This window comes from Pseudomonas sp. SB113, assembly GCF_040754745.1.
GTDB classification, from domain to species: Bacteria; Pseudomonadota; Gammaproteobacteria; order Pseudomonadales; family Pseudomonadaceae; genus Aquipseudomonas; species Aquipseudomonas grimontii.
On record NZ_JBFMHW010000006.1, the window covers coordinates 286,937 to 303,518 of the forward strand.

A 16,582-nucleotide genomic window follows, 5' to 3' on the forward strand; every position below is an offset into this window, starting at 1 on the left:
CTACTTAACTGATCCCCCGCCATCGGGGGCAAGCCCCCTCCCATATTTTTTAACCGCGTTTCAGGCGGTGGGGAGATAGTGATCGATGGCGGGATCGAAGGGTGGGTCGGGGATGACTTTGTTCATGGTGTAATTCCAACTGGTAGGTAAGGAGCCGAACCTTTCGCGACTAAACGTCGGGTGGCGGCTGTACGCAGGTTAGTCGACCGGCCAGTTGAACCCGGCGCACCCGAAGGTGCCCTGCGCACAGCCACCATGAACATGGCGACAGCTTGCGCAAACTGGTAACGGGCGACTAAACCCGATCACTGATGAGCAGTGACGGACCGCAGGCCAGCCACCGATTCCAGCAGGCACAAGGCGGCCAGGATTGTCTAGGAAACGTCCTGCAATTAAAAGGGACCGGCCTTGCTGGCCCTTTACAAACCATGACAAAACGCCACCGTTTGGTTTGGGTCGAGGAGATGTTCGTCGGAGCTAGGGCTTCAACTGCTTCCAATCGATCGAAAACCGCGCCAGGTATTTGCGCAACCGATCTGCATCGTTCGGTTGTGCCTTGGCCTGGCGTGATACACCAAACAGGCGGCGGCCAGCGTCTGACAGGCTGTCGGATTGCAGGCAAACATCGATGACAGCCTTGAGCTGCAACTGGTCAAACAGGTCCAGGTCGGCAGGCAGCAGCATATGGGGCTCGGACAGTCCCCAGGCGTAACGCAGGCGCTGGATTTCTTCTTCGACCTGGGCTTCATTGATGCGCCCACTGTCGGCCAGTGTCGCCATGCGCGTGATGGATGCGGACAGTTCGCGAAAGTTGCCCAGCCACGCCGCTTCGCTGGAACCTGCAAACGCCAGGTAACGACGACGCGCTTCCAGGTTGAAGCGTACGCGTCGGCCCTGCTCGCGGGCGTGACGCTCCAGTTCGAAATCAATGTTGGGCTCTATATCTTCGCGCCTTCCCGCCAGGCCTGGCAGGTCAAAGGTCCACAGGTTGATACGCGCATACAGGTCTTCGCGAAACAACCCTTCGGCGACCCGCCCGCGCAGGTCGCGGTGGGTGCCGGCGATGATCAGGAATTCACTGGTCACTTCGGTGTCGGCGCCCATCGGGTAGAAGCGTTTTTCCTCTATGGCCTTGAGCAGCATGGCCTGTTCATCCAGGCCCAGTTCGCCGATTTCATCGAGGAACAGCATGCCGCCATGGGCCGCGCGCAGCAGGCCGTCGCGAGCGTTTTGCGCGCCGGTAAAGGCCCCCTTGATATGCCCGAACAGCGCGGACATCGCGCCATCGCCGCGCAGGGTGGCGCAGTTCACTTCGACAAAGCGGCCCTGCACCTGATGGCGGCTGCGCTTGAGTTCGTAGATGCGCCGGGCGAGGAAGGACTTGCCGGCCCCAGTGGGGCCGATCAGCAGCATCGGCGCCGTTGAGCGTACGGCCACACGTTCGATCTGTTCGATGGAGGCATTGAACGCACGGTTGCGCGTGGCAATTCCTGATTTGAGAAACGCCAGGCCTTCCAGGCGCTCGTGGGCAAAGCGCGAAGCGATGCGGTCGTAGCGCGACAGGTCGAGGTCGATCAGGGTGTGGGTGCCGGTGGCGGGCGCGATGTCGTCCTGGCGGCGTGAAGGGGCTGTCTGGATCAGGCGTGCCGGCAGGTTGCGCGCCTCGGTCAGCAGGAACCAGCAGATCTGCGCGACGTGGGTGCCGGTGGTGATATGCACCAGGTAGTCCTCACGCTCGGTGTCGAAGGTATAGGCGCTGGTGAAATCGTGCAGCGCGCCGTACACCTCTTCGAAATCCCAAGGGTTGACCAGCGGCATCGGGTGCAGGCGCACCTCAGTGTGGGGCGAGATCTGCTGGATGTCGGCGCGTACCCGCTCGGCCAGGCTGGTATCGCGAGCGTCAACGTCGTGGATCAATTCCAGGCGATCGATCTGCACATCCTCTTGCTGGCACAGCCCGACGCTGGGGCGCCAGTGGTTCCAGCGATTGGCTCCCTTGCCGACGCGATCCAGCTTGGAGCCGATAAATCCGATTGCGACCGTGCGCTTGTGCTTCATGACTAGACCAAAATATAAGTAACGATATGTAAGGATATTAAGCCGGTGATCGGTTTGTCATGGTTTTTCACTGGCGAAAAATAAAAATTATAAAAATATCAATGTAAAACAATGGGTTGTAAATTTTTTAAAGCGTGCGGAAAAAGCTGGCACGTCTGCTGCTATCACCTGATCAACGCCGCAACGACGGCTTTCAAAAAAGAATCGAGATCATGCAAAAGAACACCTGCCAACTGCTGGAAGTCGCCAACGGCAAACCGATCAAGCTGTGGACCGAAGGCGTGCCGGTTGAGCCCGAAGCCCGCCAGCAACTGATGAACACCGCCAAGATGCCGTTTATCTTCAAGCACCTCGCGGTGATGCCGGATGTGCACCTGGGCAAGGGCTCGACCATCGGCAGCGTTATCCCCACCGTGGGGGCGATCATCCCGGCCGCCGTGGGGGTGGACATCGGCTGCGGCATGATCGCCGCGCGCACCACGCTGATGGCCGGCGATTTGCCGGACAACCTGCATGGCCTGCGTTGCGCCATTGAGGCCGCCGTACCCCATGGCCGTACCCGCAGCCGTAACGGCCGTGACAAAGGCGCCTGGGAAGACGTGCCGGCTCAGGCCGATCAGGTATGGGCTACGTTGCATCCGCGCTTCAAGGCAATCACCGACAAGTACCCGCAACTGGAACGCAGCAACCACCGCCAGCACCTGGGCACGTTGGGCACCGGCAACCACTTTGTCGAGGTGTGCCTGGATGAAGCCAACCGCGTCTGGTTCATGTTGCACAGCGGTTCGCGGGGCGTGGGCAATGCCATCGGCAACCTGTTTATCCAATTGGCCCAGGCGGATATGCGTCAGCACCTGGCCAACTTGCCGGACCGTGACCTGGCGTATTTTGAAGAGGGCAGCCAGCACTTCGATGACTACGTGCAAGCCGTGGGCTGGGCCCAGGATTTTGCCCGGCAGAACCGCGAGTTGATGATGCGCGCGGTGGTCCAGGCGACGCGCCAGGTGATCAGTAAACCGTTTGAAGTGGCACTGGAGGCCGTGAACTGTCATCACAACTATGTACAAAAAGAGCGGCATTTTGGCGAAGAAATTTTGGTGACCCGCAAGGGTGCGGTCTCCGCAAAAAAAGGCGAGCTGGGGATTATTCCGGGTTCCATGGGCGCCAAAAGCTTCATCGTGCGCGGCCTGGGCAACGAAGAATCGTTTTGCTCGTGCAGCCACGGCGCCGGTCGCACCATGAGCCGCACCAAGGCGAAGAACACCTTCACCGTCGCCGACCAGATCCGTGCGACCGCCCATGTGGAGTGCCGCAAGGACGCCGATGTGATCGACGAAATACCGATGGCCTACAAGGACATCGACCAGGTCATGCACGCCCAGCGCGAGTTGGTGGAAGTGCTGCACACCTTGCGTCAGGTGGTGTGCGTCAAAGGATAAGCGGAGGAATCGAGATGCAAAGGGAAGAACGACACCCGTTGAGCGACGCCATGCGCGCCCGGGTCGTGCAGGCGCTGGACAAGATAGAACACGAGCGCAATGTGAAGGTGCTGTATGCCTGTGAATCGGGCAGCCGCGCCTGGGGTTTTGCCTCCACCGACAGCGACTACGATGTGCGTTTCGCCTACGTGGAAAAACCTGATTGGTTCATGCAGGTGGACGCGCCGCGTGACGTGATCGAACGTCCGCTGGATGACGAGTTGGACGTGAGTGGTTGGGAACTGCGCAAGACCTTGGGCCTGCTGCGCAAATCCAATCCCACGTTGCTGGAGTGGCTGGATTCGCCGTTGGTGTATCGCCAGGAAACCGAGGCCACCGCGCAACTGCGGGCGCTGGCCGAAGCTTTCTACAGCCCGCCGGCCGCGCGCAATCACTACCTGTCGATGGCCAGGAAGAACTTTCGCGGTTACCTGCAAGGTGAAGCGGTGCGCTTCAAGAAATACTTCTACGTCTTGCGGCCGTTGCTGGCGGTGCGCTGGATCGACCTGGGGCTGGGGCGGCCGCCGATGACCTTCGCCGACTTGCTGAGCACGGTGAATGACGCGCAACTGTTGGATGAAGTGGCGACGTTGCTGGCGCTCAAACGCAATGCCGGTGAGGCGGCTTATGGTCCGCGGCGTCCGGCGCTACATGCATTTATCGAGGCTGAACTGGAACGCGAAGTGCCGGTATTGCCACGCACTCGCGAAGACTCACAACGACTGGACCGCTATCTGCGGGACACGGTTAAACGCTTTGCATAAGGATGGATATGAAACAGGACGTGATTGAACTGGATGGCGCCATTGGCGGTGGGCAGGTATTGCGCAGTGGTGTGAGCCTGTCGATGGTGACCGGGCGCACACTGCTCATCAGGAACATCCGCGCCAAGCGCAGCCGCCCTGGGTTGATGCGCCAGCACCTGACGGCCGTGCTGGCAGCGGCCGAGGTGTGCAGCGCTCGGGTGGAAGGCGCCGAGCTGGGGTCGCAAACCCTGCTCTTTGCCCCCGGGCCGATTCAGGGCGGCGACTACCGCTTTGTGATCGGCACGGCGGGCAGTTGCACCCTGGTGCTGCAAACGCTGTTGCCGGCGCTGTTGCGGGCAACGGCCGCCAGCCGCGTGACCATTTGCGGCGGCACCCATAACCCGCTGGCACCGCCGGTGGACTTCTTGCAACGCGCCTGGTTGCCGCTGTTGCGGCGCATGGGCGCGCGCGTTGAGTTGAGTCTGGTCCGGCATGGTTTTGTCCCGGCAGGTGGCGGCGAGTTGCAGGCGTTTATCCAGCCCGGCGAACTGGCGCCGTTGCACCTGATGCAGCGTGGCAAATTGCTGGACGCCCGGGCGACCACCCTGAACGCCGGCTTGCCTGCTCAGGTGGGCGAGCGTGAGCTCAAGCGCGTACGCCAGCGTCTGGGGTTCAGCCCGGCACAGCTGTTTACGGTCGAGATAGATCCCGATCACGGCCCGGGCAATGTGCTGATGCTGGAATACGCCCACGAGCACGTCACTGAAGTGTTCAGCGCCTTTGGCATGGCCAGGGTCCGTGCTGAAACCGTCGCCGATGAGGCAATCAACCAGGCAGTGCAATGGCAGGGCAGCGACACGGCGGTGGGCGAACACCTGGCGGACCAACTGTTGTTGCCGATGGCATTGGCGGGCGGTGGCAGTTTCACCACGGCGCATATGAGCGATCACTTGCACAGCAACATGGCGGTGATTCGCCGCTTTCTGCCGGTAGTGATCGAAAGTCATGAGCAGCAAGAGGGGGCGTTGAAGGTGCAGTGCCGGGCGCTCTAAAGATTCTCCGAGGTGACGATCTGCGGCGCGATATGCACCCGATGCCGCACCGGATCGAACCCCTCGGCACTCTGCAATTGCACCAGCAATTGCACCAGCGCGTTCGCCGTCTGCCTGGGCTGTGAGTCCATCACCACATCGATCAACCCCTGGCTCAGCGCCTGGCGTGACAGCTGCGTGGACTCCTGCAAAATGCAGCACAACGCCGGGCGCTTGGGCAGTTGCGCCAGCGCACTGATGATGCCGTCGCCGCCGCCGCCCACCACGCACAGGCCGCGCAGGTCGGTGTGGCGTGTGAGCAGGTCGAGGGTGGCTTCTTCGGTGATGTCGCAGTTGTCCAGGTTGATCAGCGGTTCAAGTGGTTTGAGGCCGGGTGCATGTTCGGCAAGGTAGCTGTGCAGGCCTTCGACCCGTGCCTGGTGACCGAGGAAGCGATGGCCGCCGAGCAGAATCCCCACGCTGCCCTTGCGGGCGCCACAGGTCCGGGCGAGCAGCCAGCCCATGGTGCGCCCGACCACGTGGTTGTCCTGGCCTACATAAGGTTCAAGCGCTTGCTCGTGAATATCCGAAAGCAGGGCGACCACCGGCACGCCGGCCTCGCGGATTTGCGCCAGGCACGCGTTGATCAGCGGGTGGGCGAAGCTGACCACGGCGAGGGCATCGCACTGCACGGCCAGTTGTTCGATCTGCGCGACGATGGCGCTGGGTGTGCGGTCATTGATGTAGTCGAATTGGCAGGTCAGGTTGGCGGTGGCGTGATGCTGCGCCGCCTCGCTGATCGACTGCGCCAGGTGGGCATAGAACGCCTGGGCGGTGCCCAGCAGCAGAATGCCGAAGCGATAGGTCGGCCGGCGTTCGCGTATGCGTTGGCCGATCAGCCGCGCCGCAAAATAGCCCACGGCTTCGGCGGCCTGGAACACCTGCTCGGCCGTCTGCGGATTGACTGGCGCACGCGCATTCAGCACGCGGTCGACGGTCGCCACGCTGAGGCCCGCATGGGCGGCGACGGTGGCGATGGTCGGGCGTTTATTGTTGTTCATGACAGCCCCCTTGAGCGTCTTGATAGAAAACTATCAAGCCCCGCTGGGCCTGGATGATAGCTTGATAGGGAATGGATTCAAGGCCTTGAGGGTGATTTAGCCGCACTCTATCGTTGGTTTCGCAAAGCACCTGAAACCTCTCGCTTGCGGAGAACAATAACAATGCCTGAACACACCGCTCACATCGCTCGGCGCGACTACAGCCTCACCGGCCCCGAAGCCGCCCGCGCGGCGGAAAAAGGCCTGGTCTCGGCCAGTTGGTACCAATCGCCGATTTCCCGTAAACGCATGAAAGAACTGATGCAACGCCGCGACAGCCCGGCCTTGCTCGACACCGCTATTTGGGTGAGTGCACTGTTCGCCACCGGCTTCGGCGGCTACTGGTTCTGGGGCACGTGGGCCTGCGTACCGTTCTTCCTCGCCTATGGCGTGCTGTACGGTACCGCGTCCAACCCGCGCTGGCACGAAACCGGCCACGGCACCGCGTTCAAGACCCGCTGGATGAACGATGTGCTGTACCAGGTCGCAAGCTTCATGTGCATCTTCGAACCCCACGTTTGGCGCTGGAGCCATGCCCGGCACCACACCGACACCATTGTCGTCGGCCGTGACCCGGAGATCGTCGAGCCACGCCCGCCGAGCCTGCCGATGATGTTTCTCAGCCTGTTCAACCTGCCCCTGGCCTGGAAGACCTTCAGCGGTGTAGCGCGCCATGCGATCGGCCAGATGAGTGCCCAGGAGGCGGACTTCATTCCCGAATCCGAGTGGCCCAAGGTGTACCGCGCCGCGCGTATCTGGGTTGGCATTTATGCGCTGGTGATCGGCACCGCGCTGTACCTGCACAGCTGGTTGCCGCTGATGTTGGTTGGGCTGCCCAGTATTTACGGCGCCTGGCTCGGTTATGTGTTCGGCCTCACCCAGCATGTAGGCCTGGCCGAAGACGTGCTCGACCACCGCAGCAACTGCCGCACGATCTACATGAACCGCGTGCTGCGCTTTATCTACATGAACATGAACTACCACCTTGAGCACCACATGTACCCGATGGTGCCGTACCACGCATTGGCGCAACTGCACGAAGAGATCCGCAACGACTGCCCGCCGCCGTACGCCAACCTGTTTGAGGCGTACAGGGAGATCATCCCGACGATCTGGAAGCAGCGCAGCGATCCGACGTATTTCGTCCAGCGTCCCATCAGCCCCAGTGCTGAACCGGCCGCCAGGGCCCCGATGCATGCAGAAGCCACTGCTGGCTGAATCCCACCCAAGAACAAGAGAAAACGCCATGAACGATCAATGGATCGACGTCTGCGCCGTGGGCGAAATAGATGAAGAAGACGTGCTGCGCTTCGACCACGGGCCGCACACTTACGCGGTGTTTCGCTCGGCGGACAATGAGTTTTTCGCCACCGCCGGCCTGTGCACCCACGAGAAAATCCACCTCGCCGACGGCCTGGTAATGGACCATGTGGTCGAATGCCCCAAGCACAATGGGCGCTTCGATTATCGCTCCGGCAAGGCCCTGGGCGCGCCGGTGTGCGTCAACCTCAAGACCTACCCGGTGCGGGTCGAAGCGGGGCGGGTTTTGCTCGCCGTCACGGCTTGATGATGAACGCACCTTTGATCATCGTCGGCGCCGGCCATGCCGGTGGCCGCGCGGCATTGACCCTGCGTGAAGAAGGCTACAGCGGGCGCCTGATCCTGATCGGCGACGAGCCACACTTGCCCTACGAGCGGCCGCCCCTGTCCAAGGGGTTGTTGCAGGGCAGCGTGGACCTGGCCGGCTGCAGCCTGTGCGACAGCGCCCGGTTCGCCGAGTTGGGCATCGAACATATCGCCGGTAACCCGGTCAGCCAATTGGACCCGCCGCAGCACCGCCTGCAACTCGCCGACGGCCAGTGGCTGTCCTACGCCGGCCTGTTGCTGGCCACCGGAGGCCGGGCGCGGCGTCTGCCCCAGGAGCAGGCCAACGTGCTTTACCTGCGCACCCACGATGAAGCGCTGGTGCTGAAATCCGCGTTGCGCCCCGGAGCACGGCTGGTGATTGTCGGCGGCGGGTTTATCGGCCTGGAAGTCGCGGCCACGGCGCGGGGCCTGGGCTGTGAGGTGACGGTGCTTGAAGCCGGGCCACGCTTGGCGGGCAGGGTGCTGGCGCCGGTCATCTCCGAAGCGCTGCTGACACTGCATCGCCAACACGGCGTGGACGTGCGCTTGAATGTGGCGCTGGAGTCGATCCATGACGATGCGGTGCAACTGGTGGACGGGCAGTCGCTGCCCTGCGACCTGGTGGTGGTCGGCATCGGCATGCAGCCGAATATCGAGTTGGCCGTGGCGGCGGGGCTGGAGGTGGGACAGGGCATTCGTGTCGACACGCACCTGCGCACCAGCGCGCCGGACATCTACGCGGCAGGTGACGTTTGCGAGTTTCGCCTCGGCGGCGAGTACCAACGCCAGGAAACCTGGCGCAACGCCGAGGCGCAAGGGCGGCATGCCGCGCTGAACATGCTCGGGCGCGATCAGCCGTTCGAAACGCTCCCCGGTTTCTGGTCCGACCAGTACGACTGGGGCTTGCAGACCGTGGGCGTGATCACGCCGCTGACCGTCAGCCGTGTATTGCCGGACGCGGGTCTGTTGCTGTTCTACCTCGACGCCGACCAGCGCTTGCAAGGCGCCTGCGGCTGGGGCCGCGGCAATAGCGTGGCCAAGGACGTCAAGCTGTGCGAACGGCTGATCAGCGCGCGCATCGCCCTCAACGCGGCCAGCCTGGCCGACCCCGACGTGTCCCTCAAACAGCTGCTGCGAGGCTGATATGCGCCAATTCCTGGTGTTCCAATCCCTGTGGGCGATGCACACCGAGCCCGGCCCTATGGAGGCCCAACTCGACCGCATCAAAGCCGCCGGTTTCGACGGCATTACCGATCATTACTGGAGAGCCGCCGATGTCGCGCGCCTGCACGCCGCCGCCACCGCGCGGGGCCTGCAGATCGAAGGCCAGTTGTTCCCGCAAAGCGTGGACGACCTGGCAGCCGCATTGGATGTGATCAGCCGCCATGGCTGCCACCACCTTACCCTGCAAGCCGATGTGCGCCCGCGCACCCAAACCGAGGCCGCCCGTTTGATCGAAGGCTGGCAACGCCTGGCCGAGCAGGTGGACTTTCCGGTGCTGCTGGAAACCCACCGCTATCGCCTCACCAACGACCTGCCGTTCACCCTCGACCTGCTGGCGCAGATGCCCGATTTGAAGCTGCTGGCGGACCTTTCTCACTACGTGGTCGGGCGCGAGCTGCCCGAGCCTGGCGCCGCTGAAGACGATGAGCAGATCCGCACGATCCTGCGTCATAGCTGGGGTTTTCATGGCCGTGTGGCCAGCAGTGAACAGGTGCAGGTGTCGCTGGAGTTCGCCCAGCACCAGGCCTGGGTGCAGCGCTTTACCGCGTGGTGGCGCTACGGGATCGAAGACTGGCTGGCCCGCCCCGACACCCCGCACAGCCTGTCTTTCACCTGCGAACTGGGCCCGCCGCCCTATGCCATCACCGGCGCCGACGGGCGTGAAATCAGTGACCGCTGGGCCGAGGCGTTGAAGCTCAAGGCCTTGATTCGCGGCGTGTGGCAGGAGTGTCGGAAATGATCTGCTAATCTGCGCGAGTTCACTCCCGCCCTTAGCCTGGATTTGCCCCATGCCGACTTCCTCTGTTCAGCCGCCTCTTGAACCGCAGTCCGTCTGCCACCCGATCACCAGCAGCGCGATCTTTATGGTCGCCACCGTCGCCCCCGGCAGTGAAGACAGCGTGCGCGCCTGGTGCGCAGACATCGCCGGGCTGGTGCGTTCGGTGGGCAAGCGCGTGCCGGCGGGCAACCTCACGTGCGTCTGCGGCTTTGGCTCGCAGGCCTGGGACCGCTTGTTCGGCGCGCCGCGCCCGGCGGCGTTGCACCCGTTTCGAGAGTTCGGTGTAGAAGGGCGCATGGCGGTGTCGACGCCCGGCGACATCCTGCTGCATATCCGCGCCGAGCAGATGGACCTGTGCTTTGAGCTCGCCACCCAACTGATGACTGCACTGGGCGATAGCGTGAAGGTGGTGGATGAAGTCCAGGGTTTCCGCTATTTCGACATGCGCAGCATCATTGGCTTTGTCGACGGCACCGAGAACCCGGTGGGGCGCAAGGCCGTGGGTTTCACCATCGTCGGCGACGAAGACCCCGAATTCGAAGGCGGCAGCTACGTGCTGGTGCAGAAGTACCTGCACAACATGACCGCCTGGAACGGCCTGACGGTGGAAGCCCAGGAGAAAGTGATCGGGCGTACCAAGTTGGCGGACATCGAATTGGACGATGCGGCCAAGCCGAGCAATGCCCACAGCGCGCTGACCGTGATCACCGACGAGGATGGCGAAGAAGTCAAAATCCTGCGCGACAACATGCCCTTCGGCCGCCCGGGCGCCGGGGAGTTCGGCACCTACTTCATCGGCTACGCACGCTCGCCGCAGCCTTTGGAGCTGATGCTGGAAAACATGTTCGTCGGCCGCCCGGCAGGCAACTACGACCGCTTGCTGGACTTCAGCACGGCGGTCACCGGCGGGTTGTTTTTCGTGCCATCGGCCGACCTGCTCGAAGCACTGGCGGAGCGTACGGGCGGGCTGTAAGGCAAAGCAGTTCAAATGTGGGAGGGGGCTTGCTCCCGATGGCGGTGGGTCAGTTAAAGATGTATTAACTGACACGCCCTCATCGGGGGCAAGCCCCCTCCCACATGAGATTTATGCCGGGTTGAGCCGGGGGTTTATATCAACTCAGCAGCCCGGTGCTGACCGCCACAATCAGGAACACCCCCAGCAGCGCGCGATAGATCACAAACGGCCAGGTGGAGAACCGTTCCAGGAACTTCATCAGGCCCCAGATCGCGAAAAACGCCGAGACGCTGGCCACCACCAGCCCGAACAGCAAATGCGGCCAGGCATGGGCGGGCAGGTCGGCGTGCAGCAGCACCCACAGCTCCTTCAAGCCGGCGAGGGCGATGGCGGGCAGGCCCAGCAGGAAAGAAAAGCGTGCGGCTTCTTCGCGTTTGAAGTTGAGGAACAGCGCTGCGGTGAGGGTCGAACCGGAACGCGATACGCCCGGAATCAGCGCGCCGATCTGCGCGACACCGACGATCAGCGCATCGCGCAGGCGCATCTGGCTGACCTCGCGGGTATGCCGGGCGCGCAGCTCGGCCGCTGCCAGCAACACCGCCATCACCACGCAGGAAATCCCGATCACCATCAGCCCGCGCAGCGGCGAATTGCAGGCGTTCAGGGTCGATGACAAGGCCAGGCCGGCAATCCCTATGGGAATGGTTGCCAGCACAATCGCCACGGCCAGCTTGAACCATTGATCGTTGTAGTCGCCCCGGCGCACCGCGCCGATGCTGCCAGTGGTCACTTGGCGTACATCGCGCCAGAAATAACTGACCACCGCCGCCAGTGCCGCCAACTGCATGGCCGCTGAAAACGCCGAGCCAGGGTCTTGCCAGCCGAGCAGGGCGGGCACTACGCGCATATGGGCGGTGGAGGAGACCGGCAACAGTTCGGTAATGCCCTGGATCACGCCCAGGATGAAGATCTGCAAGTAGTCCAGGGAGGCGAAGCCCACATCCAGGCCGGCGGTACAGACGTTGGTCAAAGTGCGTGTCCTTGAAAAAAGTGGCGAATCGACGAAGTTTATTCGAAATGTTTCAAGAGTTCGGCCAAGGCAATCGCTAACTGCAATCGGTTCAGCAAGTAGAAAGGTTCGCCGCTGTATTGGACTGTCCCGGCAATTTGTGAACAATGGCGCCCTGCGTTTTGTCACCGAGAGCCCCATGCCTGAAACCACAGTCGAATTGATCCAGACCGGCCCCGAAGAATCCGAGTTGATCCGCAACCTTTACCAGTACTACGCCTATGAGTCGTCGGACTGGGAGCAGGAAGATGTCGAGGCGGACGGCCGTTTCTACATCCATGACGAACACTTGACGCGCTACTGGCAAGACCCGTTGTGGAGCGCCAACCTGTTGCTGGTGGACGGCTGCATCGCCGGCTTCCTGCTGATCGAAGGCAGCGAATTGCCGGGCATCGACGCGCTGGAACTGGCCGACCTGTTTATCCTCAAGCGTTACCGCCGCAAAGGCATTGGCCGCGCCATCGCCACCCAGGTGCTGTGCAGCGGCGAGGCGGATTGGCTGGTGCGGTTTTATGACCAGGACGAAGTGTCCCAGGCGTTCTGGCGCTCGGTGCTGGATAACCTGCCGCGCCCGGTGCAGGCCCTTGAACTGGCGGATGATCCGCAGTTGATGAGTTACCTGATTACGCGGGCGGTGTTGCATTAAACGTTTGCTGCATCGCCTGCGGCGGCTGCCCGAACGCCCTTAAAAACGCCTGGCGCATGCGCTCGCGGTCACCGAAGCCGGTTTCGCGGGCCACCACTTCCACCGGGTGCCGGCTGGTTTCCATCATCGCCCGCGCAGCTTCCACCCGCAGGGCTTCGATGGCCTTGGCCGGGGTTTGCCCGGTTTCTTCGCGGAATACCCGGCTGAACTGGCGCGGGCTCAGCCGGGCCACGTCGGCCAGGGCGTCCACCGACAGGTCGTGTGTGAGGTTTTCGCGGGCGTAGGCCAGGGCCAGTTGCACGCGGTCAGACTTGGGGTCCAGCTCCAGCAATGCCGACAATTGCGACTGCTCGCTGCCCCGGCGCTGGGCGATCACCAGCTTGCGCGCAATGCGCCGGGCGAGGTCGCTGCCCAGGTCGTTCTCCACCATGGCCAGCGCCATGTCCACCCCGGCACTCATGCCGGCGCCGGTCCATACCTGGCCGTCGACGATGAACAGCTTGTCTTCTTCCAGGCGGATGTCCGGGTAGCGCTTGCGAAAGGCCGGCGCGTGGATCCAGTGGGTGGTGGTGCGCTTGCCGTCGAGCAAGCCGGCCTCGGCCAGCACGAAGATGCCCATGCACAGCGAGGCGACGCGCCGCGATTGAGCGGAAGCGGCCTTGACCAGTGCCAGCAGGTTGGCCTCCGGCAGGCGAAACTCCAGGTAACCGCTGACGATCAGCGTGTCATAGCCTTGCGGCCGCAGAGGCGAGGTGTTCACCGAGAACCCCTGGGACGTCATCACTGCGCCGCCGCTTTCCGATACCAGGTGAAACTCATAGGCCGGCTCACCGCGCAGCAGGTTCGCGCACTCGAACACCGAGCCGAGGCTAAGGCTCAGGGATTGGAAGTTCGGGTAAACCATCAGCGCAACGCTGTGCATCGCATGTCTCCAGGGGCGTGGGAGGGTGGATTGTCGGCGCGTGCCGGGTAAACGGCAACCCACTCCGGCTCATGTCCGGAATCCTTGCGCATATGACATTGTGAGGGTTTGGCGCGGCCCCTAACATTCCCTCAACGAACTAGACGACTGGTCTAATCGGACGGAGTGAAGCATGAACAGCGAAACTAAAAGTGCACGGCAGACCATTCTCGACACGGCGCAGTTGATTGTCGGTCGTAAAGGATTTTCTGCGGTGGGCCTGAACGAAATACTTCAAGCCGCCCAGGTGCCTAAAGGTTCGTTCTATCACTACTTCAACTCCAAGGATGGCTTCGGTGTCGTGTTGCTCGATACCTACTTCGACAACTACGTGCACGGCATGCAGCAACTGTTCGACCAGCCCGGCTTATCCCAGCACGCCAAGTTGATGCGTTATTGGCAAGCCTGGATCGACAACCAGACCGGCTGCACCGATGCGGGCAAATGCCTTGCCGTCAAACTGGGTGCCGAGGTGTCAGACCTTTCAGAGCCCATGCGTCTGGCGCTGGAGCGTGGCACGTCGCACACCATCGATTTACTCGCCATCGCCATACAGCGCGGCCTTGAGGACGGTTCCCTGAACGTCGATCAAGCCCCTGCAAGCCTGGCCCGGCGCCTGTACGCGCTGTGGCTGGGGACCAGCGTCATGAGCAAGATCACCCGTACATCCGCGCCTTTTGATGAGGCGTTGCTGCTGACCCGACAGCTCTTGGGTCACCCTGAACACAACGACATTCACTGATCGAGGCACTGGAAAATGAAAGTATTAATGGTACTGACCTCTCACGACCAGCTTGGCGACACCGGCCGCAAGACTGGCTTCTGGCTCGAAGAATTTGCTGCACCCTATTACGTATTCAAGGACGCCGGCGCCGAACTGGTGCTGGCTTCCCCGGCCGGGGGCCAGCCACCGCTGGACCCGGTGAGCGACGAGCCCGACGCGCAAACCGAGCAGACTCGCCGCTTTGCCGCCGACCCTGCCGCGCAACAGGCCCTGGCCAACACCGTCAAGCTGGACACGGTCAACGCTGACGACTTCGACAGCGTGTTCTACCCAGGCGGCCACGGCCCGCTGTGGGACCTGGCAGAGTCGCCGGTGTCCATCGCCCTGATCGAGTCCTTCGAGCGTGCCGGCAAGCCCATTGGCTTTGTCTGCCACGCACCGGGCGCGCTGCGTCACGTCAAGGCCGTCAATGGCGAGCCGCTGGTCAAGGGCCGTCGCGTCACCGGCTTCTCCAACTCGGAAGAAGCGGCGGTGGGCCTGACCGAGGTGGTGCCGTTCCTGATTGAAAATGATTTCAAGGCACTGGGCGGCAATTATCAGAAGGGCGCCGACTGGCAATCCTTCGTGCTCGAAGATGGTTTGCTGATCACTGGGCAGAACCCTGCAAGTTCCAGTGACGTGGCCAAGGCGCTGCTGAAACTCACCGCGTAAGTTAATTAACCCTGCTATTCATTGGCGACTTGCAACAGTCGCCAATGCTTTTGCTCGTCTCGAATTTGGATTACCTCAATGACTAACAGCGTTTTAAGCACCCCGGTAAAACTGGGTCATCACACCTTGAACAACCGTATCGTGCTGCCGCCCTTGACGCGCCAGCGCAGCGCACAACCCGGCGACATCGCCACCGACCTGATGGCCAAGTATTACCGCCAACGCGCTACGGCCGGTTTCATGGTCAGCGAAGGCACGCAGATCGAACCGCGTGGCCAGGGCTATGCCTGGACGCCGGGCATCTACACCCCGGCGCAGATCGACGGCTGGCGCAAGGTCACCGACGCGGTGCATGCCGAAGGCGGGGTGATCTTTGCCCAGTTGTGGCATGTGGGGCGTGTGTCCCATAACGCCTTGCAGCCTGACGGCGCCGCACCGGTGGCACCGTCGGCCATTCAAGCCCAGCAAGCCAAGGCCTTTATCGAAACCGCGCCTGGCGCGGGTGAATTGAAGCAACCGCCGGTGCCGCGCGCCTTGAGCGTGCTCGAGATTGAAGAATTGGTCGGGCACTACGCCCAGGCCGCCCGCAATGCCTTGGATGCCGGGTTTGACGGCGTGGAAATTCACTCGGCCAACGGTTACCTGGTCAACCAGTTCATCTCGGCCCATTCCAACCAGCGCGACGATGAATACGGCGGCTCGCTGCACAATCGCCTGCGCTTTCTGCGCGAGATCGTCGAAGCCGTCAGCAAGGTAGTCGGGCCGGAGCGCCTGGGCGTGCGGTTCTCGCCGTTGTTCAGCGGCACCGACCAGGACCGTGTGTACATCGGCCTGGTGGAAGAAGACCCGCACCACACCTACATCGAAGCGATCAAGGTGTTGGAGGCATCGGGCATCGCCTACGTGTCCATCGCCGAAGCCGACTGGGACAACGCCCCCGTGCTGCCCGACACCTTCCGTAAAGCCGTGCGCAGCACCTTCAGCGGCCGCATTATCTATGCCGGTCGTTATACCGCTGAACGCGGTGCGAAACTGGTGGAAGCCGGGCTGGCGGATTTGATTGCATTCGGACGGCCGTTCATTGCCAACCCGGACCTGCCGCAGCGGCTATTCAAGGGCTGGCCGTTGAATCCGCTGCGGGAAGAGGGGATGTATGGTGGGGGTGAGGTTGGCTACATCGACTATCCCACTTACTCCGAGTAAGAACGCGGTCAATGTGGGAGGGGGCTTGTTTCCGTGGCGGCCTTTGGGCCGACCATGTCGTTGGATTTGATTGAGTACATATCCGTTGCTGCGGTAACGGCGACTTAGGGTTCCGCTCTTACAGCGGGTCACTTTTGGAAGAGCGCCAAAAGTAACCATGGACCTGTCCCGTGACAACGGACGCCAAGAAGCTGGTTATCCAGTCTTCTGCCTCAAGCCCTTTGCATATTCGTTCGGAGAACGATATCCGAGGGCTGAGTGCAGGCGACTGC

15 protein-coding genes and 1 pseudogene are annotated in these 16,582 nt (G+C 62.3%); 12 read left to right on the forward strand and 4 right to left on the reverse strand.

The genetic code is table 11. The annotated features are described in order from the left end of the window. Positions 1–477: 477 nt before the first annotated feature. Entirely contained in the window at positions 478–2,058 is a 1,581-nt protein-coding gene (rtcR, locus tag AB1462_RS10955) for an RNA repair transcriptional activator RtcR (protein ID WP_259194847.1), read from the reverse strand. Between the two features lie 212 nt (positions 2,059–2,270). Between rtcR and AB1462_RS10960 the strand changes: the two genes are divergently transcribed. The 3 genes from AB1462_RS10960 to rtcA are packed head-to-tail and all read left to right on the forward strand — an operon-like array spanning position 2,271 to position 5,334. Beyond that, positions 2,271–3,497, forward strand: coding sequence for an RtcB family protein (locus tag AB1462_RS10960; protein WP_090405841.1), 1,227 nt, complete (start codon positions 2,271–2,273; stop codon positions 3,495–3,497). Positions 3,498–3,511: 14 nt separating this feature from the next. Continuing rightward, positions 3,512–4,300: a nucleotidyltransferase domain-containing protein gene (locus tag AB1462_RS10965; protein ID WP_315339122.1), complete on the forward strand. Its 789-nt coding sequence runs from the start codon at positions 3,512–3,514 to the stop codon at positions 4,298–4,300. 8 nt (positions 4,301–4,308) lie between these two features. After that, positions 4,309–5,334, forward strand: coding sequence for an RNA 3'-terminal phosphate cyclase (gene rtcA / locus AB1462_RS10970; RefSeq protein ID WP_315339124.1), 1,026 nt, complete (start codon positions 4,309–4,311; stop codon positions 5,332–5,334). On the opposite strand, the gene AB1462_RS10975 is transcribed toward rtcA, so the two are convergent. Continuing rightward, the gene (locus tag AB1462_RS10975) at positions 5,331–6,374 is read right to left on the reverse strand and encodes a LacI family DNA-binding transcriptional regulator (protein ID WP_090405832.1); all 1,044 of its coding nucleotides are present in this window, start codon (positions 6,372–6,374) and stop codon (positions 5,331–5,333) included. The genes rtcA and AB1462_RS10975 overlap by 4 nt on opposite strands. A gap of 162 nt (positions 6,375–6,536) precedes the next feature. Here AB1462_RS10975 and AB1462_RS10980 point away from each other — a divergent pair, with 162 nt between their 5' ends. The 5 genes from AB1462_RS10980 to AB1462_RS11000 are packed head-to-tail and all read left to right on the forward strand — an operon-like array spanning position 6,537 to position 11,014. Next, positions 6,537–7,631, forward strand: coding sequence for a fatty acid desaturase family protein (locus tag AB1462_RS10980; RefSeq protein WP_367246722.1), 1,095 nt, complete (start codon positions 6,537–6,539; stop codon positions 7,629–7,631). A gap of 28 nt (positions 7,632–7,659) precedes the next feature. Beyond that, on the forward strand, positions 7,660–7,980 hold the full coding sequence (locus AB1462_RS10985; RefSeq protein WP_090405826.1) for a MocE family 2Fe-2S type ferredoxin: 321 nt from the start codon (positions 7,660–7,662) through the stop codon (positions 7,978–7,980). A 2-nt stretch (positions 7,981–7,982) separates the two neighbouring features. Next, positions 7,983–9,182 carry an FAD-dependent oxidoreductase gene (locus tag AB1462_RS10990; protein ID WP_259194844.1) on the forward strand — a complete coding sequence of 400 codons (1,200 nt, stop codon included), beginning with the start codon at positions 7,983–7,985 and terminating at the stop codon, positions 9,180–9,182. Between the two features lies 1 nt (position 9,183). Then, positions 9,184–10,002, forward strand: coding sequence for a sugar phosphate isomerase/epimerase (locus AB1462_RS10995; protein WP_259194843.1), 819 nt, complete (start codon positions 9,184–9,186; stop codon positions 10,000–10,002). Between the two features lie 49 nt (positions 10,003–10,051). Next, positions 10,052–11,014 (forward strand): Dyp-type peroxidase, encoded by a 963-nt coding sequence (locus tag AB1462_RS11000; RefSeq protein ID WP_259194842.1) that lies wholly within the window; start codon positions 10,052–10,054, stop codon positions 11,012–11,014. A 139-nt stretch (positions 11,015–11,153) separates the two neighbouring features. Here the strand turns inward: AB1462_RS11000 and AB1462_RS11005 are convergent, their stop codons facing one another. After that, entirely contained in the window at positions 11,154–12,026 is an 873-nt protein-coding gene (locus tag AB1462_RS11005; protein ID WP_259194841.1) for an undecaprenyl-diphosphate phosphatase, read from the reverse strand. Between the two features lie 178 nt (positions 12,027–12,204). Between AB1462_RS11005 and AB1462_RS11010 the strand changes: the two genes are divergently transcribed. Further along, a complete protein-coding gene (locus AB1462_RS11010; RefSeq protein WP_090410047.1) occupies positions 12,205–12,711 on the forward strand; it encodes a GNAT family N-acetyltransferase in 507 nt (168 codons plus the stop codon). Here AB1462_RS11010 and AB1462_RS11015 read toward each other — a convergent pair. Continuing rightward, entirely contained in the window at positions 12,689–13,633 is a 945-nt protein-coding gene (locus AB1462_RS11015) for a GlxA family transcriptional regulator (RefSeq protein ID WP_090405811.1), read from the reverse strand. The genes AB1462_RS11010 and AB1462_RS11015 overlap by 23 nt on opposite strands. A 172-nt stretch (positions 13,634–13,805) precedes the next feature. Here AB1462_RS11015 and AB1462_RS11020 point away from each other — a divergent pair. From AB1462_RS11020 to AB1462_RS11030, 3 genes and pseudogenes are all read left to right on the forward strand, one after another. Then, a pseudogene (locus AB1462_RS11020) lies at positions 13,806–14,433 on the forward strand (TetR/AcrR family transcriptional regulator). Beyond that, on the forward strand, positions 14,430–15,107 hold the full coding sequence (locus AB1462_RS11025; protein ID WP_090405805.1) for a type 1 glutamine amidotransferase domain-containing protein: 678 nt from the start codon (positions 14,430–14,432) through the stop codon (positions 15,105–15,107). The pseudogene AB1462_RS11020 and the gene AB1462_RS11025 overlap by 4 nt, the downstream one beginning before the upstream one ends. Positions 15,108–15,185: 78 nt before the next feature. Further along, positions 15,186–16,310 (forward strand): alkene reductase, encoded by a 1,125-nt coding sequence (locus tag AB1462_RS11030; RefSeq protein WP_367246723.1) that lies wholly within the window; start codon positions 15,186–15,188, stop codon positions 16,308–16,310. Positions 16,311–16,582: the final 272 nt, after the last annotated feature.

Coding starts and splice junctions, on each gene's coding strand:
- rtcR (WP_259194847.1), bottom strand. CDS start 2,058: ATGAAGCACAAGCGCACGGTCGCAATCGGATTTATCGGCTCCAAGCTG.
- AB1462_RS10960 (WP_090405841.1), top strand. CDS start 2,271: ATGCAAAAGAACACCTGCCAACTGCTGGAAGTCGCCAACGGCAAACCG.
- AB1462_RS10965 (WP_315339122.1), top strand. CDS start 3,512: ATGCAAAGGGAAGAACGACACCCGTTGAGCGACGCCATGCGCGCCCGG.
- rtcA (WP_315339124.1), top strand. CDS start 4,309: ATGAAACAGGACGTGATTGAACTGGATGGCGCCATTGGCGGTGGGCAG.
- AB1462_RS10975 (WP_090405832.1), bottom strand. CDS start 6,374: ATGAACAACAATAAACGCCCGACCATCGCCACCGTCGCCGCCCATGCG.
- AB1462_RS10980 (WP_367246722.1), top strand. CDS start 6,537: ATGCCTGAACACACCGCTCACATCGCTCGGCGCGACTACAGCCTCACC.
- AB1462_RS10985 (WP_090405826.1), top strand. CDS start 7,660: ATGAACGATCAATGGATCGACGTCTGCGCCGTGGGCGAAATAGATGAA.
- AB1462_RS10990 (WP_259194844.1), top strand. CDS start 7,983: ATGAACGCACCTTTGATCATCGTCGGCGCCGGCCATGCCGGTGGCCGC.
- AB1462_RS10995 (WP_259194843.1), top strand. CDS start 9,184: ATGCGCCAATTCCTGGTGTTCCAATCCCTGTGGGCGATGCACACCGAG.
- AB1462_RS11000 (WP_259194842.1), top strand. CDS start 10,052: ATGCCGACTTCCTCTGTTCAGCCGCCTCTTGAACCGCAGTCCGTCTGC.
- AB1462_RS11010 (WP_090410047.1), top strand. CDS start 12,205: ATGCCTGAAACCACAGTCGAATTGATCCAGACCGGCCCCGAAGAATCC.
- AB1462_RS11015 (WP_090405811.1), bottom strand. CDS start 13,633: ATGCACAGCGTTGCGCTGATGGTTTACCCGAACTTCCAATCCCTGAGC.
- AB1462_RS11025 (WP_090405805.1), top strand. CDS start 14,430: ATGAAAGTATTAATGGTACTGACCTCTCACGACCAGCTTGGCGACACC.
- AB1462_RS11030 (WP_367246723.1), top strand. CDS start 15,186: ATGACTAACAGCGTTTTAAGCACCCCGGTAAAACTGGGTCATCACACC.